Source organism: Paenibacillus azoreducens (assembly GCF_021654775.1).
Classification (GTDB): Bacteria; Bacillota; Bacilli; order Paenibacillales; family Paenibacillaceae; genus Paenibacillus_AQ; species Paenibacillus_AQ azoreducens.
Map to the genome: position 1 here is coordinate 147,367 of NZ_AP025343.1, position 19,886 is coordinate 167,252.

21 protein-coding genes are annotated in these 19,886 nt (G+C 48.0%); 14 read left to right on the top strand and 7 right to left on the bottom strand.

Annotated elements, in window-relative coordinates; all coding sequences use genetic code 11:
• Positions 1 to 3 precede the first annotated feature (3 nt).
• Complete coding sequence (locus L6442_RS00720; protein ID WP_212979368.1) at positions 4 to 1,050, top strand: hypothetical protein; 1,047 nt, start codon at positions 4 to 6, stop codon at positions 1,048 to 1,050.
• Positions 1,051 to 1,344: 294 nt separating this feature from the next.
• On the opposite strand, the gene L6442_RS00725 is transcribed toward L6442_RS00720, so the two are convergent.
• Entirely contained in the window at positions 1,345 to 2,094 is a 750-nt protein-coding gene (locus tag L6442_RS00725) for an SDR family oxidoreductase (RefSeq protein WP_212979367.1), read from the bottom strand.
• Between the two features lie 259 nt (positions 2,095 to 2,353).
• Between L6442_RS00725 and L6442_RS00730 the strand changes: the two genes are divergently transcribed.
• Positions 2,354 to 3,112, top strand: coding sequence for a helix-turn-helix transcriptional regulator (locus L6442_RS00730; RefSeq protein WP_237100165.1), 759 nt, complete (start codon positions 2,354 to 2,356; stop codon positions 3,110 to 3,112).
• Positions 3,113 to 3,271: 159 nt separating this feature from the next.
• On the opposite strand, the gene L6442_RS00735 is transcribed toward L6442_RS00730, so the two are convergent.
• Positions 3,272 to 3,613 (bottom strand): DoxX family protein, encoded by a 342-nt coding sequence (locus tag L6442_RS00735; protein WP_237100166.1) that lies wholly within the window; start codon positions 3,611 to 3,613, stop codon positions 3,272 to 3,274.
• 118 nt (positions 3,614 to 3,731) lie between these two features.
• Between L6442_RS00735 and L6442_RS00740 the strand changes: the two genes are divergently transcribed.
• The 6 genes from L6442_RS00740 (at position 3,732) to L6442_RS00765 (ending at position 8,891) form a co-directional block, all read left to right on the top strand.
• A complete protein-coding gene (locus L6442_RS00740; RefSeq protein WP_212979365.1) occupies positions 3,732 to 4,442 on the top strand; it encodes a Crp/Fnr family transcriptional regulator in 711 nt (236 codons plus the stop codon).
• Positions 4,443 to 4,577: 135 nt separating this feature from the next.
• Positions 4,578 to 6,029: an alpha/beta hydrolase gene (locus L6442_RS00745; protein ID WP_212979364.1), complete on the top strand. Its 1,452-nt coding sequence runs from the start codon at positions 4,578 to 4,580 to the stop codon at positions 6,027 to 6,029.
• Between the two features lie 27 nt (positions 6,030 to 6,056).
• Positions 6,057 to 6,449 (top strand): MerR family transcriptional regulator, encoded by a 393-nt coding sequence (locus L6442_RS00750; RefSeq protein WP_212979363.1) that lies wholly within the window; start codon positions 6,057 to 6,059, stop codon positions 6,447 to 6,449.
• Between the two features lie 279 nt (positions 6,450 to 6,728).
• Complete coding sequence (locus L6442_RS00755; RefSeq protein WP_212979362.1) at positions 6,729 to 7,253, top strand: RNA polymerase sigma factor; 525 nt, start codon at positions 6,729 to 6,731, stop codon at positions 7,251 to 7,253.
• Positions 7,250 to 8,392, top strand: coding sequence for a hypothetical protein (locus L6442_RS00760; RefSeq protein WP_212979361.1), 1,143 nt, complete (start codon positions 7,250 to 7,252; stop codon positions 8,390 to 8,392). Before L6442_RS00755 ends, L6442_RS00760 begins: the two co-directional genes overlap by 4 nt.
• Positions 8,393 to 8,546: 154 nt before the next feature.
• Entirely contained in the window at positions 8,547 to 8,891 is a 345-nt protein-coding gene (locus tag L6442_RS00765) for a hypothetical protein (RefSeq protein ID WP_237100447.1), read from the top strand.
• A gap of 103 nt (positions 8,892 to 8,994) precedes the next feature.
• On the opposite strand, the gene L6442_RS00775 is transcribed toward L6442_RS00765, so the two are convergent.
• Entirely contained in the window at positions 8,995 to 9,429 is a 435-nt protein-coding gene (locus tag L6442_RS00775) for a MarR family winged helix-turn-helix transcriptional regulator (protein WP_194234636.1), read from the bottom strand.
• Between the two features lie 121 nt (positions 9,430 to 9,550).
• Between L6442_RS00775 and L6442_RS00780 the strand changes: the two genes are divergently transcribed.
• From L6442_RS00780 to L6442_RS00800, 5 genes are all read left to right on the top strand, one after another.
• Positions 9,551 to 10,138, top strand: a complete 588-nt coding sequence (locus L6442_RS00780; RefSeq protein ID WP_194234635.1) for an NAD(P)H-dependent oxidoreductase — start codon at positions 9,551 to 9,553, stop codon at positions 10,136 to 10,138.
• Positions 10,139 to 10,568: 430 nt separating this feature from the next.
• Positions 10,569 to 11,561: a substrate-binding domain-containing protein gene (locus tag L6442_RS00785; RefSeq protein ID WP_212979359.1), complete on the top strand. Its 993-nt coding sequence runs from the start codon at positions 10,569 to 10,571 to the stop codon at positions 11,559 to 11,561.
• Entirely contained in the window at positions 11,558 to 13,036 is a 1,479-nt protein-coding gene (locus tag L6442_RS00790) for a sensor histidine kinase (protein WP_212979358.1), read from the top strand. The genes L6442_RS00785 and L6442_RS00790 overlap by 4 nt, the downstream gene beginning before the upstream one ends.
• Positions 13,008 to 14,360, top strand: coding sequence for an AraC family transcriptional regulator (locus L6442_RS00795; RefSeq protein ID WP_212979357.1), 1,353 nt, complete (start codon positions 13,008 to 13,010; stop codon positions 14,358 to 14,360). Before L6442_RS00790 ends, L6442_RS00795 begins: the two co-directional genes overlap by 29 nt.
• A 245-nt stretch (positions 14,361 to 14,605) precedes the next feature.
• A complete protein-coding gene (locus L6442_RS00800; RefSeq protein WP_373871824.1) occupies positions 14,606 to 15,994 on the top strand; it encodes a sugar porter family MFS transporter in 1,389 nt (462 codons plus the stop codon).
• Positions 15,995 to 16,150: 156 nt separating this feature from the next.
• On the opposite strand, the gene L6442_RS00805 is transcribed toward L6442_RS00800, so the two are convergent.
• The 3 genes from L6442_RS00805 to L6442_RS00815 form a co-directional block, all read right to left on the bottom strand.
• The gene (locus L6442_RS00805) at positions 16,151 to 16,561 is read right to left on the bottom strand and encodes a DUF2752 domain-containing protein (protein ID WP_336513156.1); all 411 of its coding nucleotides are present in this window, start codon (positions 16,559 to 16,561) and stop codon (positions 16,151 to 16,153) included.
• Complete coding sequence (locus tag L6442_RS00810) at positions 16,530 to 16,877, bottom strand: DUF4234 domain-containing protein (RefSeq protein WP_212979356.1); 348 nt, start codon at positions 16,875 to 16,877, stop codon at positions 16,530 to 16,532. The genes L6442_RS00805 and L6442_RS00810 overlap by 32 nt, the downstream gene beginning before the upstream one ends.
• Positions 16,878 to 17,214: 337 nt before the next feature.
• Positions 17,215 to 17,769 (bottom strand): helix-turn-helix domain-containing protein, encoded by a 555-nt coding sequence (locus L6442_RS00815; RefSeq protein ID WP_212979355.1) that lies wholly within the window; start codon positions 17,767 to 17,769, stop codon positions 17,215 to 17,217.
• 150 nt (positions 17,770 to 17,919) lie between these two features.
• On the opposite strand from L6442_RS00815, the gene L6442_RS00820 reads away from it, so the two are divergent.
• Positions 17,920 to 18,327 carry a DoxX family protein gene (locus L6442_RS00820; RefSeq protein WP_212979354.1) on the top strand — a complete coding sequence of 136 codons (408 nt, stop codon included), beginning with the start codon at positions 17,920 to 17,922 and terminating at the stop codon, positions 18,325 to 18,327.
• 202 nt (positions 18,328 to 18,529) lie between these two features.
• Here L6442_RS00820 and L6442_RS00825 read toward each other — a convergent pair whose 3' ends face one another.
• Positions 18,530 to 19,750: an IS110 family RNA-guided transposase gene (locus L6442_RS00825; protein ID WP_237100167.1), complete on the bottom strand. Its 1,221-nt coding sequence runs from the start codon at positions 19,748 to 19,750 to the stop codon at positions 18,530 to 18,532.
• Positions 19,751 to 19,886: the final 136 nt, after the last annotated feature.

Below are 19,886 nucleotides of genomic sequence, written 5' to 3' on the forward strand. Positions count from 1 at the left end.
AATATGAACATCAAAAAAATCCTCACGTTAACACTGGCATGCAGCATCCTCGCTGCAACCCCGATCATGGCCGCACCTGTGGACGGAAACCCGGGAGGGGAGGAAACCATTCAATATACCGATTTGGACCCGAAATTGACGGAAGCGGCAGAAAAGGCAATTGAACAATATGCTAACGGAAAAGCCTTCAAGTTGGAGGAAGCGTTTAAAAACGATTATTATGAGGGCAAAACCAAAAAAGAGAGCTGGATCGTTCAATCTAAAGACCGGAACGTTGTCGTCTCGCTGGACGCGGTTTCAGGCAAGGTGTTGACCGTATCGCTTACGTTCACCATTCCGGAAGTCACCGGCGATTACGCAAACTACTTGAAGGCGGCGCAGGCGGCTGCCAAACAGCTGTATCCGAAAACGGAGCTTGCTTTTACCAAGGCTCATTATTTTAAGAGCAATAAAGCAGGGCTGCAGGAAGCCACGATGACCTTTGCCTCGGAAGATCGTCAGTTTATCGCTATGGATACCAATACATTAAAACCGACGATGTATTCCTTGAAATTTAAAGCGGCTGACGTGGACCGCAAAATCGTTGCAGAGGCTGAAAAAGCTGTGAAGAGCATGGGGGTTAAGGTACAGCCATTTACGGATATTGAACGCAGAAAAACGAACGGCGAAACTGGCGAAGATGCGTGGGTTTTGACACGGAAAGTGGGAGTCAAAGGCGATTTCCCGAAAAAAAGAGTCGTGATACAGGAGGATAACCGGGCTTTTGTTGTTGACGCCATTGCCATAGTCGAAGGGAAAACAGGCAAGCTTATTTCAGTCACGATCGAACGGGCAAGTGATAATCAGAAACTGAAGAAGCTTACGGAGAAAGAAGGCATAACACTCGTCAAACCTGTCGCGAAGCAGCTGTTCGGCGCGGATCTCTCTTCCTATACTTTAAAGGTGGACAAAGATTGGGGAGATTATGTGTTCACCAGCAAAGGCAAAGAATCCATCATTGCCAAATTCGACAGCTACGGCAATCTCGTACGTATGGAACGCAAAAAATAATATAGAGAGCATATGAATATGAATTAGGTTAGAAGCATGTACTACGTTCGCCCAGGTATCTCTAACGAAACTACAGAGCGCTATTGCCTCAAAAACAAGAGCAAATGAAATCTAACGAAACTATATATCGTTATTTGGGATAAAAGCGGGCTTGCGGGCACTTATTTAGCTTAATAGCGATACCCTGTTTCGTTAACATTTCAAAACCCCCTTTTTGTTGCAAATAGCGATGTCACGTTTCGTTAGAGATAAACCAGCAGGCTGCCATCATTTGCAATGGCAGCCTGCTTATGTTTACGCCAATATGGAACCTCCATCCACAACAATCGTTTGGCCGGTAGAGTAATGCTCCCGCATCAAATACAGAAAGGCTTCCGCGGCGTCTTCAGGTTCACCTACCCGGCCGACAGGGATGGCTTGGCCGGATGTTTCATACATGATGTTCCGGTCTTCCTCGGGGATATGGTTCCACATCTCGGTGCGCATAAGCCCGAAAGACACGGCATTGACACGCAGCGGCTGCAGTTCAACCGCCAGCGCCCGGGTCAAGGCTTCGATCGAGCCGCATATGCTGGCAGGAATGGTGAAACCTTTCGGCGGCTTGGCTCCGGCAACGCCGCTGGTTAACGTGATGGATCCGCCCGGCCTGATCTTTTCGCTGCCGAATTTAGCGGCCATATAAGCTCCCCAATACCGCAGTTCAAAGGATTTGCGGGCCGAATCCAGATCGATTGCGCCGATATTTTCCACCAGCAATGGGTCGCCGGCCGTAAACACCAAATGGTCAAATGCGCCGATTTGGCTGAAAAAGCCGCGGATCTCTTCTTCATTTGCCAGATCCACCGCATACCCCTCCGCATTGCGGGGCAGGCGCAAAAGCGCAGCGTCAACACGTTCTTTGCGGCTGGATACGACAACGACGGAAGCACCTTCTTTGGCAGCGGCTGCGGCGGTTGCGAATCCGGCACCCGATGTTCCCCCAAGAAGAATCACCCGTTTTCCTTGTAAAGTACGGTCATGCCTGATTTGTTCAGTTGTTTCCATGCAAACTCCCTCATTTCTCTGAATAATGTGTGGAAAGCGGTACGAGCGTTCTTTTCATTTTCATGGTCTGCCCCTGTGATGTACCGGTCTTGCCAGATGCCTGATTGCGGTGTATTCGCTCCTTCTTTTATCCAGGCGGTAAGTCGATTATAATGAGTGCTGTAACAACCAAACAGATCAGCAATTGTAGTATTACTTCGTATACTATTGGTACGAATACTGGTATAAATACTATCAGGTAACGGGGAGGATCGTTGGTATGAACTCAGAACGAAGACGAAAGGAACTTGGCGATTTTCTGCGGACCCGCCGCTCCAGGGTTTCCCCGTATGAGGCGGGGCTGCAATCATCCTCGCGCCGCCGGACGCCAGGCTTAAGGCGGGAAGAGGTTGCAAGTTTGTCCGGCATTTCTTTGCCATGGTACACGGCACTTGAACAGGGACGGGATATACAGGTGTCCGAGCAGGTACTGGAAAGCCTGGTGCGGACTCTTCGGCTGAGCCGCGATGAACGCAATTATCTATTCATGCTGGCCAAGGCCAACCCGGCTGTAGCTCCCATTAAGGAAGTGGATGAATCCATTCCCCCGGCGCTTAAGCAGATCCTCGACAGGTTGGGGACCTATCCCGCTTTTGTCGTCGACAGACGGTGGAATGTTCTGGCTTGGAACAAGACGGCGGGTACTTTATGCGGGGATTTGGAACAGGCGAAAGAACTCGAGCGAAATCTCCTATGGCGAACCTTCATGATGGAAGTCTCCAAAGACCGCATCGTTAACTGGGAAAATGTCTCTGCAATGCTGCTGGCGCATTTTAGAAACCGTTATGCCATGTATATAAACGATGGATGGTATCAAGACTTAGTCTGCAAACTGCACGGTCACAGCGAGCCTTTCCGGGCATGGTGGGAACGGCATGAGGTTGCCGGGAACTCGGAAGGAGACCAGGTGCTTAATCATCCTGAGACAGGTTTGTTGTCTTTTCACTACAACACGTTTATGGTATCTGAAAGCAGATGATTATCTGATGAGGGTATATACTCCCATTGAAAACACGGGGACCGAGGAAAAAATAGAAGCGCTTTTGGGTGCATTGTGATCTGGGCGATATATATAAATAAGAAGAGCAGCCCTCCCTGAAGGAGGGCTTTTGTAATGCGGATCTCGGCAAGTCAAGTCTCAGACACATAACAAAACGACAGCTATAGCAAGCATCACTAGCGCATTGACCGCCATGGCAGGCTTATGTTTGGCACGGAAAAGATGGGCATGAACCGCTCCGATCATCAGCACCGCAAGGAGCAGCGCCGCCGCCTTGAGCAGTCCCGGGATCCAGAAAGCCGTAATAAGCCCAAGTACGCCCAGAAGCTCCAATGATGCGGTTGCGAACATAAACCACATTGGATAGCGGTACTCCTCCCAGTGATGTACCATGGTTTTGTTACGGGAAAATTTCATGTAGGCGGAGAACGCGAACATGGCAATCAATATGAATTGACCGATGATGAGTACATAATACAAGGGGCTTCTCTCCTTCGCCCTATAAACGGGCATCTATTATTGAAACTCATTATAGATTGAACTAAGCTACATAAGATGTAGTCCAGCCTACAATCCGAAAGAAACGGGTGATCTCTTTTTGAGCAGAATCAAATATCTGTCGAGAGTCAATTTATTTCAGGTGTTGGATACGCCGGATCTGCAAGAGATTGAAGATGGCATCCCTATAGAACCTGTCCCCAAAGGAACAGTCGTTTATTCCCCGCATACCAAGAAGCCAATGTTGTATCTAGTGAAGTCCGGAACGGTCCGCCTCTATTCGGTGACGGCTGAAGGGAAAGAACTAACGCTTGATGTTTTGGGTACAGGGCATATTTTTGGCGACATCGGTTCTCTTGTATCGGATCATAACGTACACGCGATTGCCTTGGAGGAGTCCGTCATTTGTACAATGGACTATGAACAGTTCAAATTTCTCCTTCGCGAGAAGCCTGAACTCGGGATCAGGTTCATTGAGATCATGTCGGCGCGTATCAAGGAAGTGGAAGAACTCCTTGAGCATATGGCATACAGCAGCGTTAGAAAGCGTCTGCTTTTCCTGCTGTACAAACTCTCCACAAAATTCGCCGAGAATTCTGGCACGGAAGCGGAAGGGGCCGGACAAACGGAATGGGTTAAGCTTAAGGTGGAGTTGACGCATCAGGAGCTGGCCAGCATGACGGGAAATATCCGCGAAACGGTCACGGAAACACTGAATCAGCTTATGGCGGAAGGGATTTTGAAGAAAAATGGTTCCCGCAAGGCTCTGTGGATTCATACGGAACGTTTAAAGAAAGCGCTGGTTGAATAAGAGATAGTACTGGCGCGGAGCTCCAAACCTATAAATAAAAAATAACCTTGACCTTGCAGTATACTTCAACGTTTATGCTTGTTCTAAGCTACTTCGTACGGAAGGATCAAAGATGAAGTTGGAGGTGCTGTGGTCATGAGAGTTTTTGAAATTATTGTTATTTTGGCTGATCTCGCGGTGGCAGGAGGAATTCTTTATATAAGAAAAAATCGGCGTTTGGATGCGGGGCTGCTTACGTTTTCGGTGCTGGCTTTGCTTCTGCACGGCATTATCGAGCATTTTCGAATTCAGATGGTTCCGGCCTACGCTGTGTCGCTGGCGCTGATTATTGTATTGATTCGCAGATTGGTCAAACCTGGCGGCATCATCAAACCGCGGTCTCTGCTTAAAAAAAGCTTATTATCGATCGTGGTGCTGGTTTTTGCCGGGGTCTCCGTCGGTTTAAGCATCCTGCTGCCCGTCTTTACGATGCCTGAGCCGACCGGCAGTTACGCTATCGGCACCGTATCCCGGCATCTAACGGATGACTCGCGCCAAGAGACCTTAAGCTCCGATCCGGACGATAAGCGGGAGCTCATGGTGAGTATTTGGTATCCGGTAGACCGGAACCAAGCCGTTGGCAAACCCAAAGAACATTATCCGTCCGAAGTGGGCGAAGCGATCAGCCTCGTTTTTGGCATTCCCAAGCTGGTATTCAGCCATGTGACGGAAATTCCGACGCATGTAGTATACGGAGCGGAGTTGTCCGCTGCCGAAAACAAGTACCCGGTGCTGCTGTTTTCGCCGGGGGTCCGTTCAACACGTTTCCAAAGCATGACGGCTATTGAAGAATTGGTCAGCCATGGATATATCGTGGTAGGCATGGATCATCCTTATACATCGGCCAAGGTCGAGTATCCGGATGGCAGAGCAGTCTTCTATGAACCTGATCCTGCCTATCCTACATCGGCAGAGGTATATGAGCAAAACGTAAAAGGTGTCGGTATCCGCGTGGCGGATGCGCGTTTTGTTCTGGATATGATCACGAAGTGGAACGAAAACGATCCGGACCATATGTTCGAAGGGAAGCTGGATTTGGAGCGCGTCGGCATCTTTGGGCATTCGTATGGCGGGGCAACAACGGCTGAGGCCATGGCGCAGGATTCGCGTTTCAAGGCAGGCGTAAGCCTGGAAGGCGGATTCTGGGGAACCGTCTCCCATACCGGATTAAAGCAGCCGTTTATGTATCTGATGACAGGCGGCACGGCGGAGAGCCTTCAACCAACGACTGTCAAAAAAGACAAGGTATTTTACGAGGAATTTGCCCCTGATCTGGATTCCGTCATGACCAAAAGCACAAATGACACCTATTATCTGACCATTGATCACTTTTTCCATCAAAGCTTTACCGATATAGCCCTGCTGGCTCCTGCGATGTTTGCCAAAGAGATGAGCGCAGAGCATAATATCGATATTACCAGATCATACGTGAGGGCTTTTTTCGACCAATATTTGAAAGATGAACGTCAAGACCTGCTCGAAGGACCGTCGTCTGATTATCCGGAGGTGCAGTTTGACGGGAAATATACGAAAAGAAGAGTACAATAAGATAAGAAAGCCGCTGGGGGGATGGGCGTGAAAGGAATGACAAGGGGCCAATTGGCCAAACGAACCGGTTTGAGCATGGCAACTCTCCGATATTATGAGGAAAGCGGCGTCCTTCCCGCCCCCCGCCGGGTAGAAAACGGGTACCGCATCTACACCGATGATTACTTAGTGAAAATCAAGTTCATTAAGGATGCCAAATCACTTGGTTACTCGCTTAAGGAAATAGGTGCAGCGCTAAAGATGCTGAGCCAGGATATGGAGGCAGAGACGTTGGAGGCGCTTGTCCAGGGCAAGATCAAGGAGATTGAAGAGAAGATTCAATCGTTGGAGTCTATCAAGTCCATGCTTTCGGGTTTGCTTCAGACGCCCCAGGAGGACGTTCACAATTACCTGCGGTCGTTTCGCGTGCCAGAAGACTGAGGGGATTGCCGTTCGGTCACGAACTTAGTTTCAGCTTAAGGATGAATCGAGTGGGCCGGGAGTTGCCATTGGCAATCAAATAGGATCAAAAATAACGACAGCGGCAGCTTGAACATGTAATTCATGTTCCAAGCATGCCGCTTTTTATTAAGATTAAAGATAGTTACGGAAGGATTATTCTCTCCCTTTATTTTTTTGTAATATTCCCCAGGCAAGTGAACCAATTAAAAGCCCATGACAATACATAGTGAAGATCATTTTAAAGAAAGGAGCAACTCATTGGAAATCGATGAATTAAACGATCTTGTAAAGCAGCATGGCAAAGCGATTTACGGGTTTTGCCACAAGCTTACCGGAAACAAGGCGGACACGGACGATCTTTATCAGGAAACGTTCCTTAAAGCAATGGAAATGCTCCACAAAATGGATGCAAGCCATAATCCCAAATCATTTCTAATATCCGTCGCCATTCAATTGCGCAAAAACAATCGGAGGAAATTTGCTTGGAGACGCCGGATTGCGCCTACAGTGGAGTTCAAAGAAGAAGTGGACAAGATCTGCCCTCCTGATGGAGAAGCAAGCCCGGAGAATGCCGTCCTGTCCGATGAGCTTCGAGGCATGATTCGCGATGCCGCTGACAGCCTGAATGATAAGTTGAGGATACCGCTTTATATGTACTACACGGCAGAAATGTCCGTCGAAGAGATCGCGTCGGTTTTAAAGATTCCCCCGGGAACCGTGAAAAGCAGACTTTTCCAAGCACGGAAGGCCATGAAAAAGATATTGGAGGTTGAGTCTTTATGAATGATTCGGAAAAGTGGGACTTGCTGCTCAGCAAAGCTTTGGCTCCGGAAGCGGAGCCCGACGAGAAGCTAAACCAAAATATCATTAATGGGTTAAAGGAGAGAGGACGCATGAAGCGCGTATACAGAAAGAGGGTTTCTGCAGGAGTGCTGGTTGTCGTATTCACGCTTGTCATGTCTTTCACGGCATATGCAGCCACGCAGTTGTTTAATTCCAAGCAAGTGGTCGAACACTTGGGAGAGAAGGATTTGGCCCAAGCCTTTGATAGCCGGGACGCTATTGAAATCAACCAAACGATCGATTCGGCAGGCTACAGATTTACTTTGCACGGGATCGTCTCAGGCTCGGGGCTTAAAGGATTTGCCGATACTGCCCAAGGCTTCAATCCGGAGAGAACGTATGCCGTTGTATCCATTGCCAGACAGGACGGCCATCCGATGCCGGATACTAAAGATCCGAAATACGGCGAGGAACCGTTTTTCGTTTCGCCTCTGATTAAGGGAGAGAAACCGTGGCTGGTAAATATCGTTACGATGCATGGCGGTTATAGCGAGTTTGTGTTGGACGGAATAATGTACAGATTAATTGAATGCGACGGAGTGGAAATGTTCGCGGACCGAGGAGCGTATCTGGCGATCAGCAGCGGCAGCAGTTTTTATAGCAACGACGCCTTCGCTTTTAATGAGGGCACAGGTAAAATAAGCCCCAAGGCAGGCTACAAGGGAGCATCCATTGTGTTCGATCTGCCTTTGGACAAAACCAAAGCCGACCATGCCAAGGCAGATGCCTATCTTGAGAAATTATTGAAGGAACTGTCAACGGGAACCGCAACGGCCCCGGCAGCCTCCAATGATGAATCGAATTTGGCGAACGAAATCGAAGAATTGAAGAGGAAAATACCAAACGGCAAGGTCATTCCCGAATCGATCCAAAAAGTGAGCTATGACAATAAAGGAAACATCATCTATGATTACGATGGTTGGCACATCAAGATTTTGGCCAGCGAATTGTTCAAGGAAGGCCAAACGGGATATTCGGATAGCGTTCAATTCAGCGGGGACGGTAAAACCAACAAAGCGCTGCAATTTTTCAGGGACGAAAAAGGCGTTATTACCGGGAAAATAACCATTTTGGATTAGGCTCAAACGAAGCGGCAGCCTGGGACGTGAAAGTCATGTTCCGGACTGCCGCTTTTTTTCTTTTTTACGGATTGAAAAAATAGATGTTGAAATTCCAGTAACGGGAACTTTTATACTTTGATCGAGCAAGCAGCCAGAACAGAATGGAGGGTTTATGAGGTCTTTTGAATTATTGTCTACCATATTTAATATTCTATTGCTCGGCTGGGTCATACTTGCGAGGAACAAGCCGCAGCGGGGGCTGCTCATTGGTTCGGGGGTTTCCATTATACTCGAGCTGGTGCACGGACTTGCCGAAGTTATGCGCTGGCAGATGATTCCGATCTATGCGATGACGCTCGTCCCCATCGTTATGTTTGCTTTAAGGCGCTTTTTTAAACCCAAGGAAGTGAAAAAGAAAGCATCCCGAATACGGGCCATTCTGATTGCGTCGCTGGCTGTGTTTTACTCCGTAATCGCCGTGGCCCTGCCGATTGTGCTTGGAGCCCGGCAGGCTTGATCAATCCGATCTCGTCATAGTACCGGATGGTTTTCGCGTTGGTCCCGGTCATTTTAGAGGTTTCTCCAATGGAATATGTTTTGTCCAAGTCATCACACCCCCTTTACTCTCCATAAAATACTTTGGATTGAAGCACATCCAGTGCCCGTTGAATGTCCTCCAGTTCTTCTGAGGAAGCATCCTTGATCCGTTCCAGAAAGCGTCGGCCGATGCGTTGAAAGGCGCCGTCCATCATGGTCTGCCCTGCTTCGGAGAGTCGGATCAATTGCTTGCGCCGGTCTTCGGCAACGTTAAATTTCTCGCATAGGTTTTTTTCGGTTAACTTCTTGAGCTCACGGCTCGTATTCGGCATGGAAATATGCTTACAGTCGCTAATTTGGCTTAAGGTAACGGGCTGGCTGACAGCGATATACTCCAGAATGCTATATTGAACGGGCGTAATGTCGTCCGGCTTGATATCTTTGGTCAATTCATGCGTCACTTCATGCACGGCCGTTGTAAAAGTCACGAATTTATGAAATAAAGCTTCGTTGTCCATAACAATCACCTCATATTAAAACAATAACAAACTAATTATCAATATACAATTATCATTTGACAACTAAAATGAAGATGTGATACTGTTTTGTTATCAAATGATAAGTAATGGGAGTGAAGCCATGAACGTGTTGACGATTTATACGCATCCTAATCATCGGAGCCTAAGTTATGCTTTTTTGCAGAAGGTCATCCAGGGGAGCCGCGAGAACGCGCATATCACGGATGTTCAGGTGCTTGATTTATATGAAGAGGGGTTCGATCCGGTCTTGGTTTTTAACGAGAACAAGCGGAGAAGGGATATGCACATCGATCCCAAGCTAGAGAAGTACCGTGAGCAGATCCGCTGGGCGGACAAAATCGTATTCGTGTATCCGATTTGGTGGGGGCGTCCTCCCGCGATGCTTTTGGGGTATATCGACCAGATGTTTGCATCGAATTTCGCCTATCGGGACAATGGTGGGCTCTTCCCGGAGGGGCTGCTGAAAGGTAAATCCGCGGTGTGTATATCCACCATGAAAGGGCCTGCCCTCTATCCTTTATATTGGCTGGGTAATGCGCATAAAATTCTCATGAGAAAAGCGCTGCTTAAATACGTGGGCATCCGAAAAGTGAAGTTTTTCGAATTTGGGAGCATGGAGAGCACGAAGGGCAGACATGAGAAGAAATTGAATCGGGTGTATCACTATTTTAAAGCGATAGCCCGATAACCAGTATCGAACAGAACAAAGCAATGCTCATCATGGGCATTGCTTATTTTGTCATTCACTGAAATCCCTCGGCTTCTCTTGTTGATTTACATCTGTCTTACTTTCCTCTCTATTCCTTGAAGCAATAATTCATTTCCTTTAGCAAATAAGCGGTATTTGGCCTGTATTTTTTATAATCTCTGTAACAGGAGAATTACTGGGGGTATATTTACTATTTCCCATTAACTGCATATAAAGGATGCATCCTCTTCGTTCAAGCGAACCTAACAGTTCGGAAGACTTCAGGTTGTGGTTCCACCGCAAGTTTCTTTGGAATGATAGCAATTTTGTGAATGGCAAAATACTTGTCCAAGCTTAATGATATACTATTCGAATGAATAAAATAAACGCCAGCGTGCGAGACCAACAAAGAAAGGATCGGATGCCCTTCATGACAAACCGCAAATGGTCGCTCGCTTTGATCGTTCTCATTGTTATTTTCGGATTCGTACTTCTCCGGTTCCTCTCTTCCTCACTCAAGGTAGATGATTTGGTATGGCAAATTGGACAAAGCAATACGGCAGATCCATCGCTTAAGCATGTGGTTCTGATCGCGCAGGAGCTGGACAACCCATTCTGGCGCGAGATGGAGCAGGGGGCGAATGAAGCTGCCGGCAAACTGGGGATGAAAATCGATTATACGGGGCCGATTCGGATCAATCCATCGGAACAGGCAAGGCTTCTGGAAAAAGCGATTGCCGCAAAGCCGGATGGCATTTTGGTGCAGGGCATCGGAAATTCGGACTATGACCGGCTGATTGGCAAAGCGATCGATCAGGGAATCCCTGTGCTGACGGTCGATGCGGATGAACCGGAAAGCCCCCGGCTTGCTTACGTCGGCACGGACAATCGGGAAGCGGGCAAGCGGATGGGGGAACTGGTGCTAAGTAATGCCCAAGGATCCGGCCGAATCGGCGTTATCATCGGCAGCGAATTGGCGGACAACCAGAAGCAGCGGCTTGAAGGTTTCCGTTCCGTTGTTTCGGCTGTACCGGGGTTTCAAGTTGTTGATGTCCGTTCGTCCAACATTTCACGCATTGGAGCAGCCAAAGAAGCGGAAGCCATGTTGGCAAGCCACGGGGACATTGACACGATCATTGGATTCAGCGCCCTGGATGCGGCAGGCATTCTGGAAGGCGTCAAAGCAGCCGGGAAGGAAGGCCACGTTAAGATTTACGGGTTTGATGATTTGGATATGACCCGCAAAGGCATCTCCCGCGGAGAAATCCGGGCTTCGGTTGTGCAGCAGCCGATAGAGATTGGAGCCAAAGCTATTCATGTGCTGGATCAAGTGTTCAGGGGAGAACAACCTTCTCCGAAATATTTGATTGGCACGAACGTTTTGGAGCGCGGCCAGAAGGAAGCGGGGGACAACAAACGATGAATATGCGTAAAATGTTGTTCATTGTGATTCCTCTGCTGTTTATATTAAATAATGCGGTGTCTTTTTTTATTTTCCAAAGCGGACGGACGGTACAGCAAAGCTATAATATGATGCTGGATCGGGTATTATTATACAAACAGATTGAAGAGAAAACGCGCGACAATCTTCGGGCGATCAACGTATATATCATGGACCGCGATAATAGCAGCCTTGGGACGTATCAAACAAAGAGCGATGAATTGAAGGAACTTCGTTCAAGCTTGTCTGCTCAGACAGCGATTTCATCCACCGAGCTAATGGTCCGGAGCTATCGCCATATGCTTGATACGTTTATGTTGCAGGAAGCGGATATCATAAAGGCTTTAAGCAGCCGGACGCCGCTCGCTTATGCCGCATCTTACGGGGAGGCGGAGACAACGGCGTCTTTCATCCAGGAAGAGGCCTATCAATTGATCGATCAGGAGCTGAGCTATTACCAGCCGTTTTACCGTAAAATTTTCGTTCAGACCGAGGTTATGAATCATTGGGGCGTGGCCGTTTTTATTTTGAATACGGTGCTCAGCGTGGTGCTCGCATATTGGATATCGCTGCGGATTACCCGGCCGATTCAGGAATTGGTGCGGACGGCGAAGCAAATTTCGGATGGCAACCTGCAGGTGGCCCCTCCCCAAATGAGCGCTCATAGCGAATTCCGGATTCTTGCCGAATCCTTCGACCACATGCAGGAGAATTTACGGCTGTTGATTCAAACGGAAAAGGAGAGTTTGGAAAAGGACCGTCTAGTGAAGGAACTCGAGCTGGAAGTGCTGCAAAATCAAATCAATCCTCACTTCCTGTTCAACTCCTTGAATGTGTTATCCAAGCTCGCACTGATTGAAGGCGCAGAGAAAACAAGCGACCTTACCGTCTCCATGTCCAATCTGCTCCGGTATAATCTGCGCAAGCTGGACCAGCCGGTTCCGCTTCGGGATGAAGTGGAGCATGCCAAAGAATATTTCGTGATCCAGCAGGCCCGTTTCCGGGAGCGGATCCGGTTTGTCACGGAGATTGATGAAGCCGGACTGGACGTGCTGGTGCCTGTGCTTACGCTTCAGCCTCTCATTGAAAATGTGTTTGTGCACGCGATTGAAGGCATGGAGGAAGGGGCCGTTATAAAGCTTGCCGTTTCATGCCATGGGGATGAGACATGGGTGGCGATATCGGATAATGGAGCCGGCATGAACGAACAGATTAGGGAATCCTTGCTTCATTATGATCGCGAGGAACCGGTGCGGAAGGAGAGCGGATACGGCGGCCAAGGGCACTCTACCGGGCTGGGAACGCGTAATGTGTTCAGAAGATTGGAGTTATTTTATGACAAAAAGGATATGGTCGACATTCAAAGCGAACCGGGCAAAGGGACAACCGTCCTGATACGGATTCCTGCTGCGGGAAAGGGGGATGGATATGTATCGCCTATTAATCGCGGACGATGAAGCGCTGGAGCGGGAGGGCATCGAATGGATCGTAAACCGGATGATGCCGGGTACCTTTGAGATCTTTCATGCGGAAAACGGCCGTATGGCTATCCAGAAAGCAGCAGAGCTTCATCCGCATATCGTGATGATGGACGTGAGAATGCCGGGGATTCAAGGGCTGGAGGCGCTGAAGGAAATTAAAGCCCGGAACCCGGATGTCAAAATGATATTGATTACCGCGTATGAATATTTTGAATATGCAAAACAGGCGATAGCGCTTGGCGTTCAGGAGTATCTGGTCAAACCGGCCAAAAGGGAGCAGATCGCAGCGGTGCTGAGGCGGTTGCTCGATGAAATTAAGGAAGACCGTCGAAAGCGCAATGAGCAGCTGGCGGTTCGGGACCAGTTCTTTCAATTGCTTCCGCTTGCCGAGACGGAAATTGCGCTCCATCTGATGTCGGAACAGGTGAACGAGACGGAAATTGAAGGTTTGGCTGATATTTTACAGCTTTCGGCGGAGAAAGGCTGCGCATTGGTGCTTGCGTTTCCGGAATTGGGAGACGAGAAGAAGAAAATATACGATGCGGTTAAAAACATGACGCATGGCATCGTGAAAGAGCGGTGCGGTTCCGTGGTCAGCTCGATGGTTCATAGCCATATGGCCATATTTCTTATCGGGAAGAAACAAGCGGCGGATGAACCGATCAGGGAAGAAGCTGCAAAGCTGGCGTCCAGGTTGGCCGAAGCCCTTCAGGAGCAATGCGGTGTCACTATTTCCGTAGGGATCGGCTCTATGCAATCGGATACAGTCGGGATCAGGCGGTCTTATTATGAGGCTGTTTTTGCCTCCAAATACGACAATCAATGGGGAAGCATCTGCCGCTTTGAGGATTTGAACATCGCGGACAAGGACGAAGCAGGGAAAGCTTCCGATCAGCTGCCGATTGACGGCGTTCCCGCCGGCGAATCTTCATATGTGGAGCTTGCGATCCGCCAAATCCGCGCGGAACGTGAGCAAAGCACATCGAACATGCTTGACCGGGCCATAGCTTACATCCGCGACAGATTCGCAGAAGAGTTATCGCTGGAGGATGTGGCGGAGCAGGTTCATCTGAACCCCTATTATTTCAGCAAAGTGTTTAAGCAGCAAACGGGAGAAACCTTTATCGACTATGTCACCAGGCTTCGCATCGACAAGGCGAAGGATATGATGCGGGATGGAGAGCTAAGCTTGAAAGAGGTCTGCTATGCGGTCGGCTATAAGGATCCCAATTATTTCAGCCGGGTCTTTAAAAAGGTCACAGGAGTAACGCCTTCCGAGTACCGCGCGCAGCTTCAATAGATTGAAGGTCCATGCCGCGGCATGGACTTTTTTAAGATATGAAGGAGAAAATGTGCTAATTTGCGGATCGACGCCGGAGCCTGAAAAACAAGAATCAATTAAATGCTGGCATAACGCAAATTAGTGAAGGGATTCGGCCATTAGTAAGATGCCCCTCCATGTTACAATTAGTGTTGTAACCACCGGTGTTATAATTGCGCCGGTAATCGCATGAAACACAAAATATAGCTTAGAAGGGGCATCCGATGATGAGCTCAACGATAGAAGTGCAAAGCACGCAGCAAGTCAGCATGAAGTTCGTCACGCTGGTTTCCATTGTCGCTGCTTTAGGCGGTTTGTTATTTGGATTTGATACGGCCGTTGTTTCGGGCGCGGTCGGCTTCATGAAGGAACGTTTCGACTTAAGCGAATTTCAGGTCGGCTGGGCGGTTTCCAGCTTGATTATCGGCTGTATCGTCGGTGCAATCAGCTCCGGCGTAATAAGCGAAAAGTTTGGCAGAAAGAAAACGCTGATCGCAGCCGCTATTTTATTTATTATCGGTTCATTTGGTTCGGCTATACCGGATACATTCAGCGGATTTATTATCGCCCGTATGATTGGCGGAATTGGCATCGGGATCACCTCAACGCTCTGTCCGCTCTATAATGCGGAGATTGCTCCGGCTAAATATCGCGGCCGTTTGGTAGCGCTTAATCAGCTGGCAACCGTTACGGGTATCTTTCTTGTTTACTTTGTCAACATGTGGATAGCCGATCTCGGCGATCATGCTTGGGATGTTTCCACAGCTTGGCGCTGGATGTTCGGATTCGGAGTTATTCCGGGCGTATTGTTTTTGGCCCTGCTGTTTTTAGTGCCGGAAAGCCCAAGATGGCTGATCAAACAGGGCAGAGCGGCGGAATCCCTGCCGATCCTGCTGCGGATTCACGGGGAAGAGCTCGCCAGACAAGAAGTGCTGGACATTAAGGAGTCGTTTAAAGAGGAGAATGGCTCGATCCGCCAATTGTTCAGCCCTGCATTGAGACTGGCCCTGATCGTGGGCGTGGGACTGGCTATTCTTCAACAGGTTACGGGTATCAACGCCGTTATGTATTATGCGCCGGAAATCTTCAAGCAGACGGGTGCGGGAACCAACTCTGCCCTGATGCAGACGATTTTTGTCGGACTGATCAACTTCCTGTTTACCATTCTGGCGATCTGGCTTATCGATAAGGTGGGGCGCAAAGTGTTATTGCTGGTCGGATCTGCGGCAATGGCGATCTGTCTTGCCGTAATTGGCATCGCTTTCCACACAGGACATACTTCCGGACCGCTTGTGCTGATCTTTATTTTGATCTATGTGGCAGCTTTTGCTGTTTCGCTTGGACCGGTGGTATGGGTTGTTATGTCCGAGATTTTCCCGAACCGGATTCGCGGCAAAGCGACAGCGATTGCTTCCATGGCCCTATGGGCAGCGGACTATCTTGTTTCGCAGGCCTTCCCGCCGATGCTTGCTTCTGCAGGCCCGGCGATCACCTTCTGGAGCTTCGGCCTCATGGCGCTGATTACCTTTATTTTCACATGGCGCGTGATTCCCGAAACCAAAGGAAAATCGCTCGAAGAAATGGAATCATTGTGGGCTTCGCGAAAAGCCTGACACTTAACAAAACGGGGATGCTCTAAAGTCATTAGACTTTGGGGCATTCCCGTTTTGAGATTATGTTTTTTGGGCCCCCGCAAAGTATTTGGGATAAGCATCGTAGCATAGGTTCCACTTTGTCCGGGTGACTTTGTGGGGTTATCTTGCTTTTAATTACAACAATTCCGTCGGAGCCAGAAAATCAAACATTGGCATATTTCTCATCAATCCAAATGCAAGAGTCAGGATTAGCATGAGTACCATCATTCCATTGCTTAAGGTCTTAGCTTGTTTCTTCTTGGCAATCCAATATATGGCGTATAAGGGAATCAGAAGGAATACCAAGGCGTTATACCGGAATGCCTGAACAACATCCAAATTCAGCAGAGATAAAGCGGCCCTCGTAATTCCGCATCCCGGGCAGTACCATTCGGTGAGTTCGTGAAAGATGCACGGGATGTAAATATGGGTTAACGGTAACCATACTTTTAGATAGAGCAGCCCTGCGGCAGCAAGAAGAGCGCCTCGCAGCAGAAGGGCACGTTTTTTGGGATTAAGCTTCTTGTACGAGATTATTGACATCATTCTGAACCAATGCGTATGTAACGATGGTTAAGCCGAAAAAGTTGAGGATGACATAAAGAATGGAGTTGTCGGATATGATGTGGCCGCGTATTCTTTGGGCGTGGGCGACATGTTGGCCGACTTGATAAGCCCAAATGAATGTCCAGATACCGCAAGTAATTAAGCATAGCAGGAAATGTTTGCCTCCGGTAAAGGAGTCGTCTCTGCTCAGGACGCCGACTTCATTGGTTAGAACAATAAACCAGTAGATCCCGTAGATACCGCAAGTGACCAGAGTTAAAATAATGGACAGCACGATGTTACGTTGAATGATCATGGATACACCATCCTATGGATTTTATGTATGAAATAAGGTACAACCGCCTGGATGTATCTTGCGGAATCTCATATCCGGTCAAGATAACATTTGATAGATTTGAGCTCACAAGGCAGGAAAATACTTATTTCGACAACATTATCATAAACAGTAGATTTTAAATTCACAAGGAAAATATAAAATTTCATTGATAGACGAAGAGTATATATAATGCAAAAAACAGCAAAAATAAAACCCGAAAGCACGTGCTCCTTTTATATTAGGATTTTGCAACATCCTGATATATAAGAGAAACCGGTTTTTCGGGTTATTCTTATTTGGATAAGGATTGGCGCATTTACAATAGGTTTCGTCCCTGATCCGTTTCCGTATACACCGCGATCACAACGATGGCTGTTTCATCCCCGATATTTTTAACCGAATGGGGTGTGCAGGCATTCCATGAAAAAGAATCTCCCGCATTGATTTCCGCCGTTTCCTCCCCCTGCTGCACAAAAACTTTGCCCTGAATCAACATATGCACTTCTTCGCCTTCGTGGGCATGGGGCGTTTCGCCGGTAGAGGCGCCGGGAGGCATTTCGACCATCATCATTTTTACGTTTTTGGTCGAGCTCAGATGCGCCACCTTCAGTTTCTCCGAACCGTTGAATACGGTGACTTTCCGTTCATCCTTCCGGACAATTTGCATCCGTTCTTCCTTTTTCAGCAGCAAATAGGCCAAAGGGACCTTGAGCGCCTGTGCAATACTCTCCAACGTGGCAATCGAGGGCGAGGTTTTATTCGTCTCCACTTGGCTCAGAAAACCTTGGGACAGGCCTGTTTCCTCGCAAATTTGGGCAATCGTAATATTTTTCCGTTTCCGGATCGCACGGATGTTGGAGCCGATGTCCATAAGCTTCACGCTTCCTTCGAAATATTTGTAATACTAATTTAATATTAATATTAACAAATTTCCTATTGACATTCCAGTAGGGAATGATATAAATTACTCATATAAAATTTATTTTATTATTACTAATATTTTTGGAATGGAGATGATTTTATGATTAAACATACATGGGTGCAGACTTTATTGCGCGTGGTTCTGGGCGTGATTTTCATGGCGCATGGAATCAGCAAATTCCAAATGGGTCTGGTCAATGTAGAAGGTTGGTTCAGCTCTATAGGAGTTCCTGGATTTATGGCTTATGTGGCGGCGATTATTGAATTGGTCGGCGGCGCTATGCTGATCCTTGGATTGTTCACCCGCGTAGTTTCGGCTTTGTTTGTCGTTTTGATGCTGGGCGCCATTGTTACCGTGAAATTGTCCGTGGGCCTTTTGGGCAATAACGAGACTGCTGGTTATGAGCTCGATCTGGCCTTGATGATGATTTCGGTGTACTTGCTTGCCGAGGGACCGGGATCGCTGTCGGTGGACCGGTTTATTTTCAAAAAACGTTCGGTTCAATAAGAAAAATACTTATCGAAGTATTTTCACAGTAGACAGACCGCTTTTAGCGGAAATTTTTCTTGCGATATAAGGATGTGGACTTCTATAGCCTAAACTTTCTGCCCTGAAAATTATCAGCTCGTAGTATCGTTAGAAAAGCCGTTTTTGGCAATACGAAACTAACCCCAGTAACTTGCTTTTTTAAAAAATGGGTTTGAACCGCTTAAGCCGTTTGTTCTTGAATGCTGACTGTAAGTCCAAGGGACTCTAGTCTCTTAATCGAGTTGTTAATCAAGATGTCACGCTTTCGCTTATCAAAGTAATCAAAGCCAAGCTCCACATATTCTTGTTTTCGCGTTAACAAGATATGTACGATCGTTAGAATGGTATGTCCTACGGCGACTGCGGCTCTATTTTTTCCGCGTCGTGCAGCAATACGATGATACTGGGCTGCCAGGTACGAATTTTTTTTACGTGTCACCGCCCGCGCCGCCTCAGTTAGGGCACTTCGCAGTTTTTTGTTTCCTTTTCGTGTTTTGGCTGACCTTTTCTTCCCCGCGCTTTCATCGTGACCTGGAGTCATCCCTGCCCAGGAACATAAATGGCCAGGGGTTGGAAACCGCGACATGTCCGTACCGATCTCTGCCAAGATTTGTTCGGCAGTTCGTTTACCGACACCGGGGATCGAATCCAATAACTTCAGGTCCTCAGCAAAAGGGTCCATACGTTTATCGATTTCTGTATCCAATTCGGTGATCAATTCGTTCAGATAATCGATATGAGCGAGCTGCTTCTCGATCATGAGCAGTTGATGAGGGCCAAGTCGCCCTTCCAGCGCCAGTTTCAACTGTTCTTTCTTCAGCTTTAGTTTCTTTTGGGCGAAATCGGCCAAGACAGAAACATCGGTTTCACCGTTAATTATGGCTTCCAACATGTTTCGTCCGGAAACCCCGAGTACGTTGGAAGCGACTGAGGATAGCTTGATGTTGCCGCCTTCGAGCACCTTTTGAAGCCGATTCGCTTCACGCGTTCGTTCTTCAATAATGCTTCGCCGGTAACGAATCACCTCTCGCAGTTCCCTTTGATCTCGGTCCGGAATATAGCTTCCTTGCACCAAACCATGCCGCAGCAGCTTGGCAATCCATTCAGCATCCTTGACATCCGTTTTACGTCCAGGGACAGATTTAATATGTTGCGCATTCACGACCATGGGCTTGAGTTCTTCCAATTCCAACAGGTTATATATCGGTTTCCAGTAGTCTCCGGTGCTTTCCATCGCGACATGGGTGCAACGGTGTTGTTTGACCCAGTCTACCAATTCAATCAGGTTTCGGGTCATTGTAGCAAATGTTCGAATCTCCTTTCCTTGAGGGGTGATAATGCAGGCGGTGATGCTCTTCTTGTGAACATCCAGACCGCAGCAACGTTCGATTAACACTTCCATACGTACTTCTCCTTACGACTGGGTGATTTTAAGGCTGGTGCAACTACCAAAAAGGGTTATTCTGCCCTGCGTGCTTCCCGAAGGAGCAACAATCTGCGATGCACCGGGTCGTTGTGGTCCGTCTTATATACGGGTT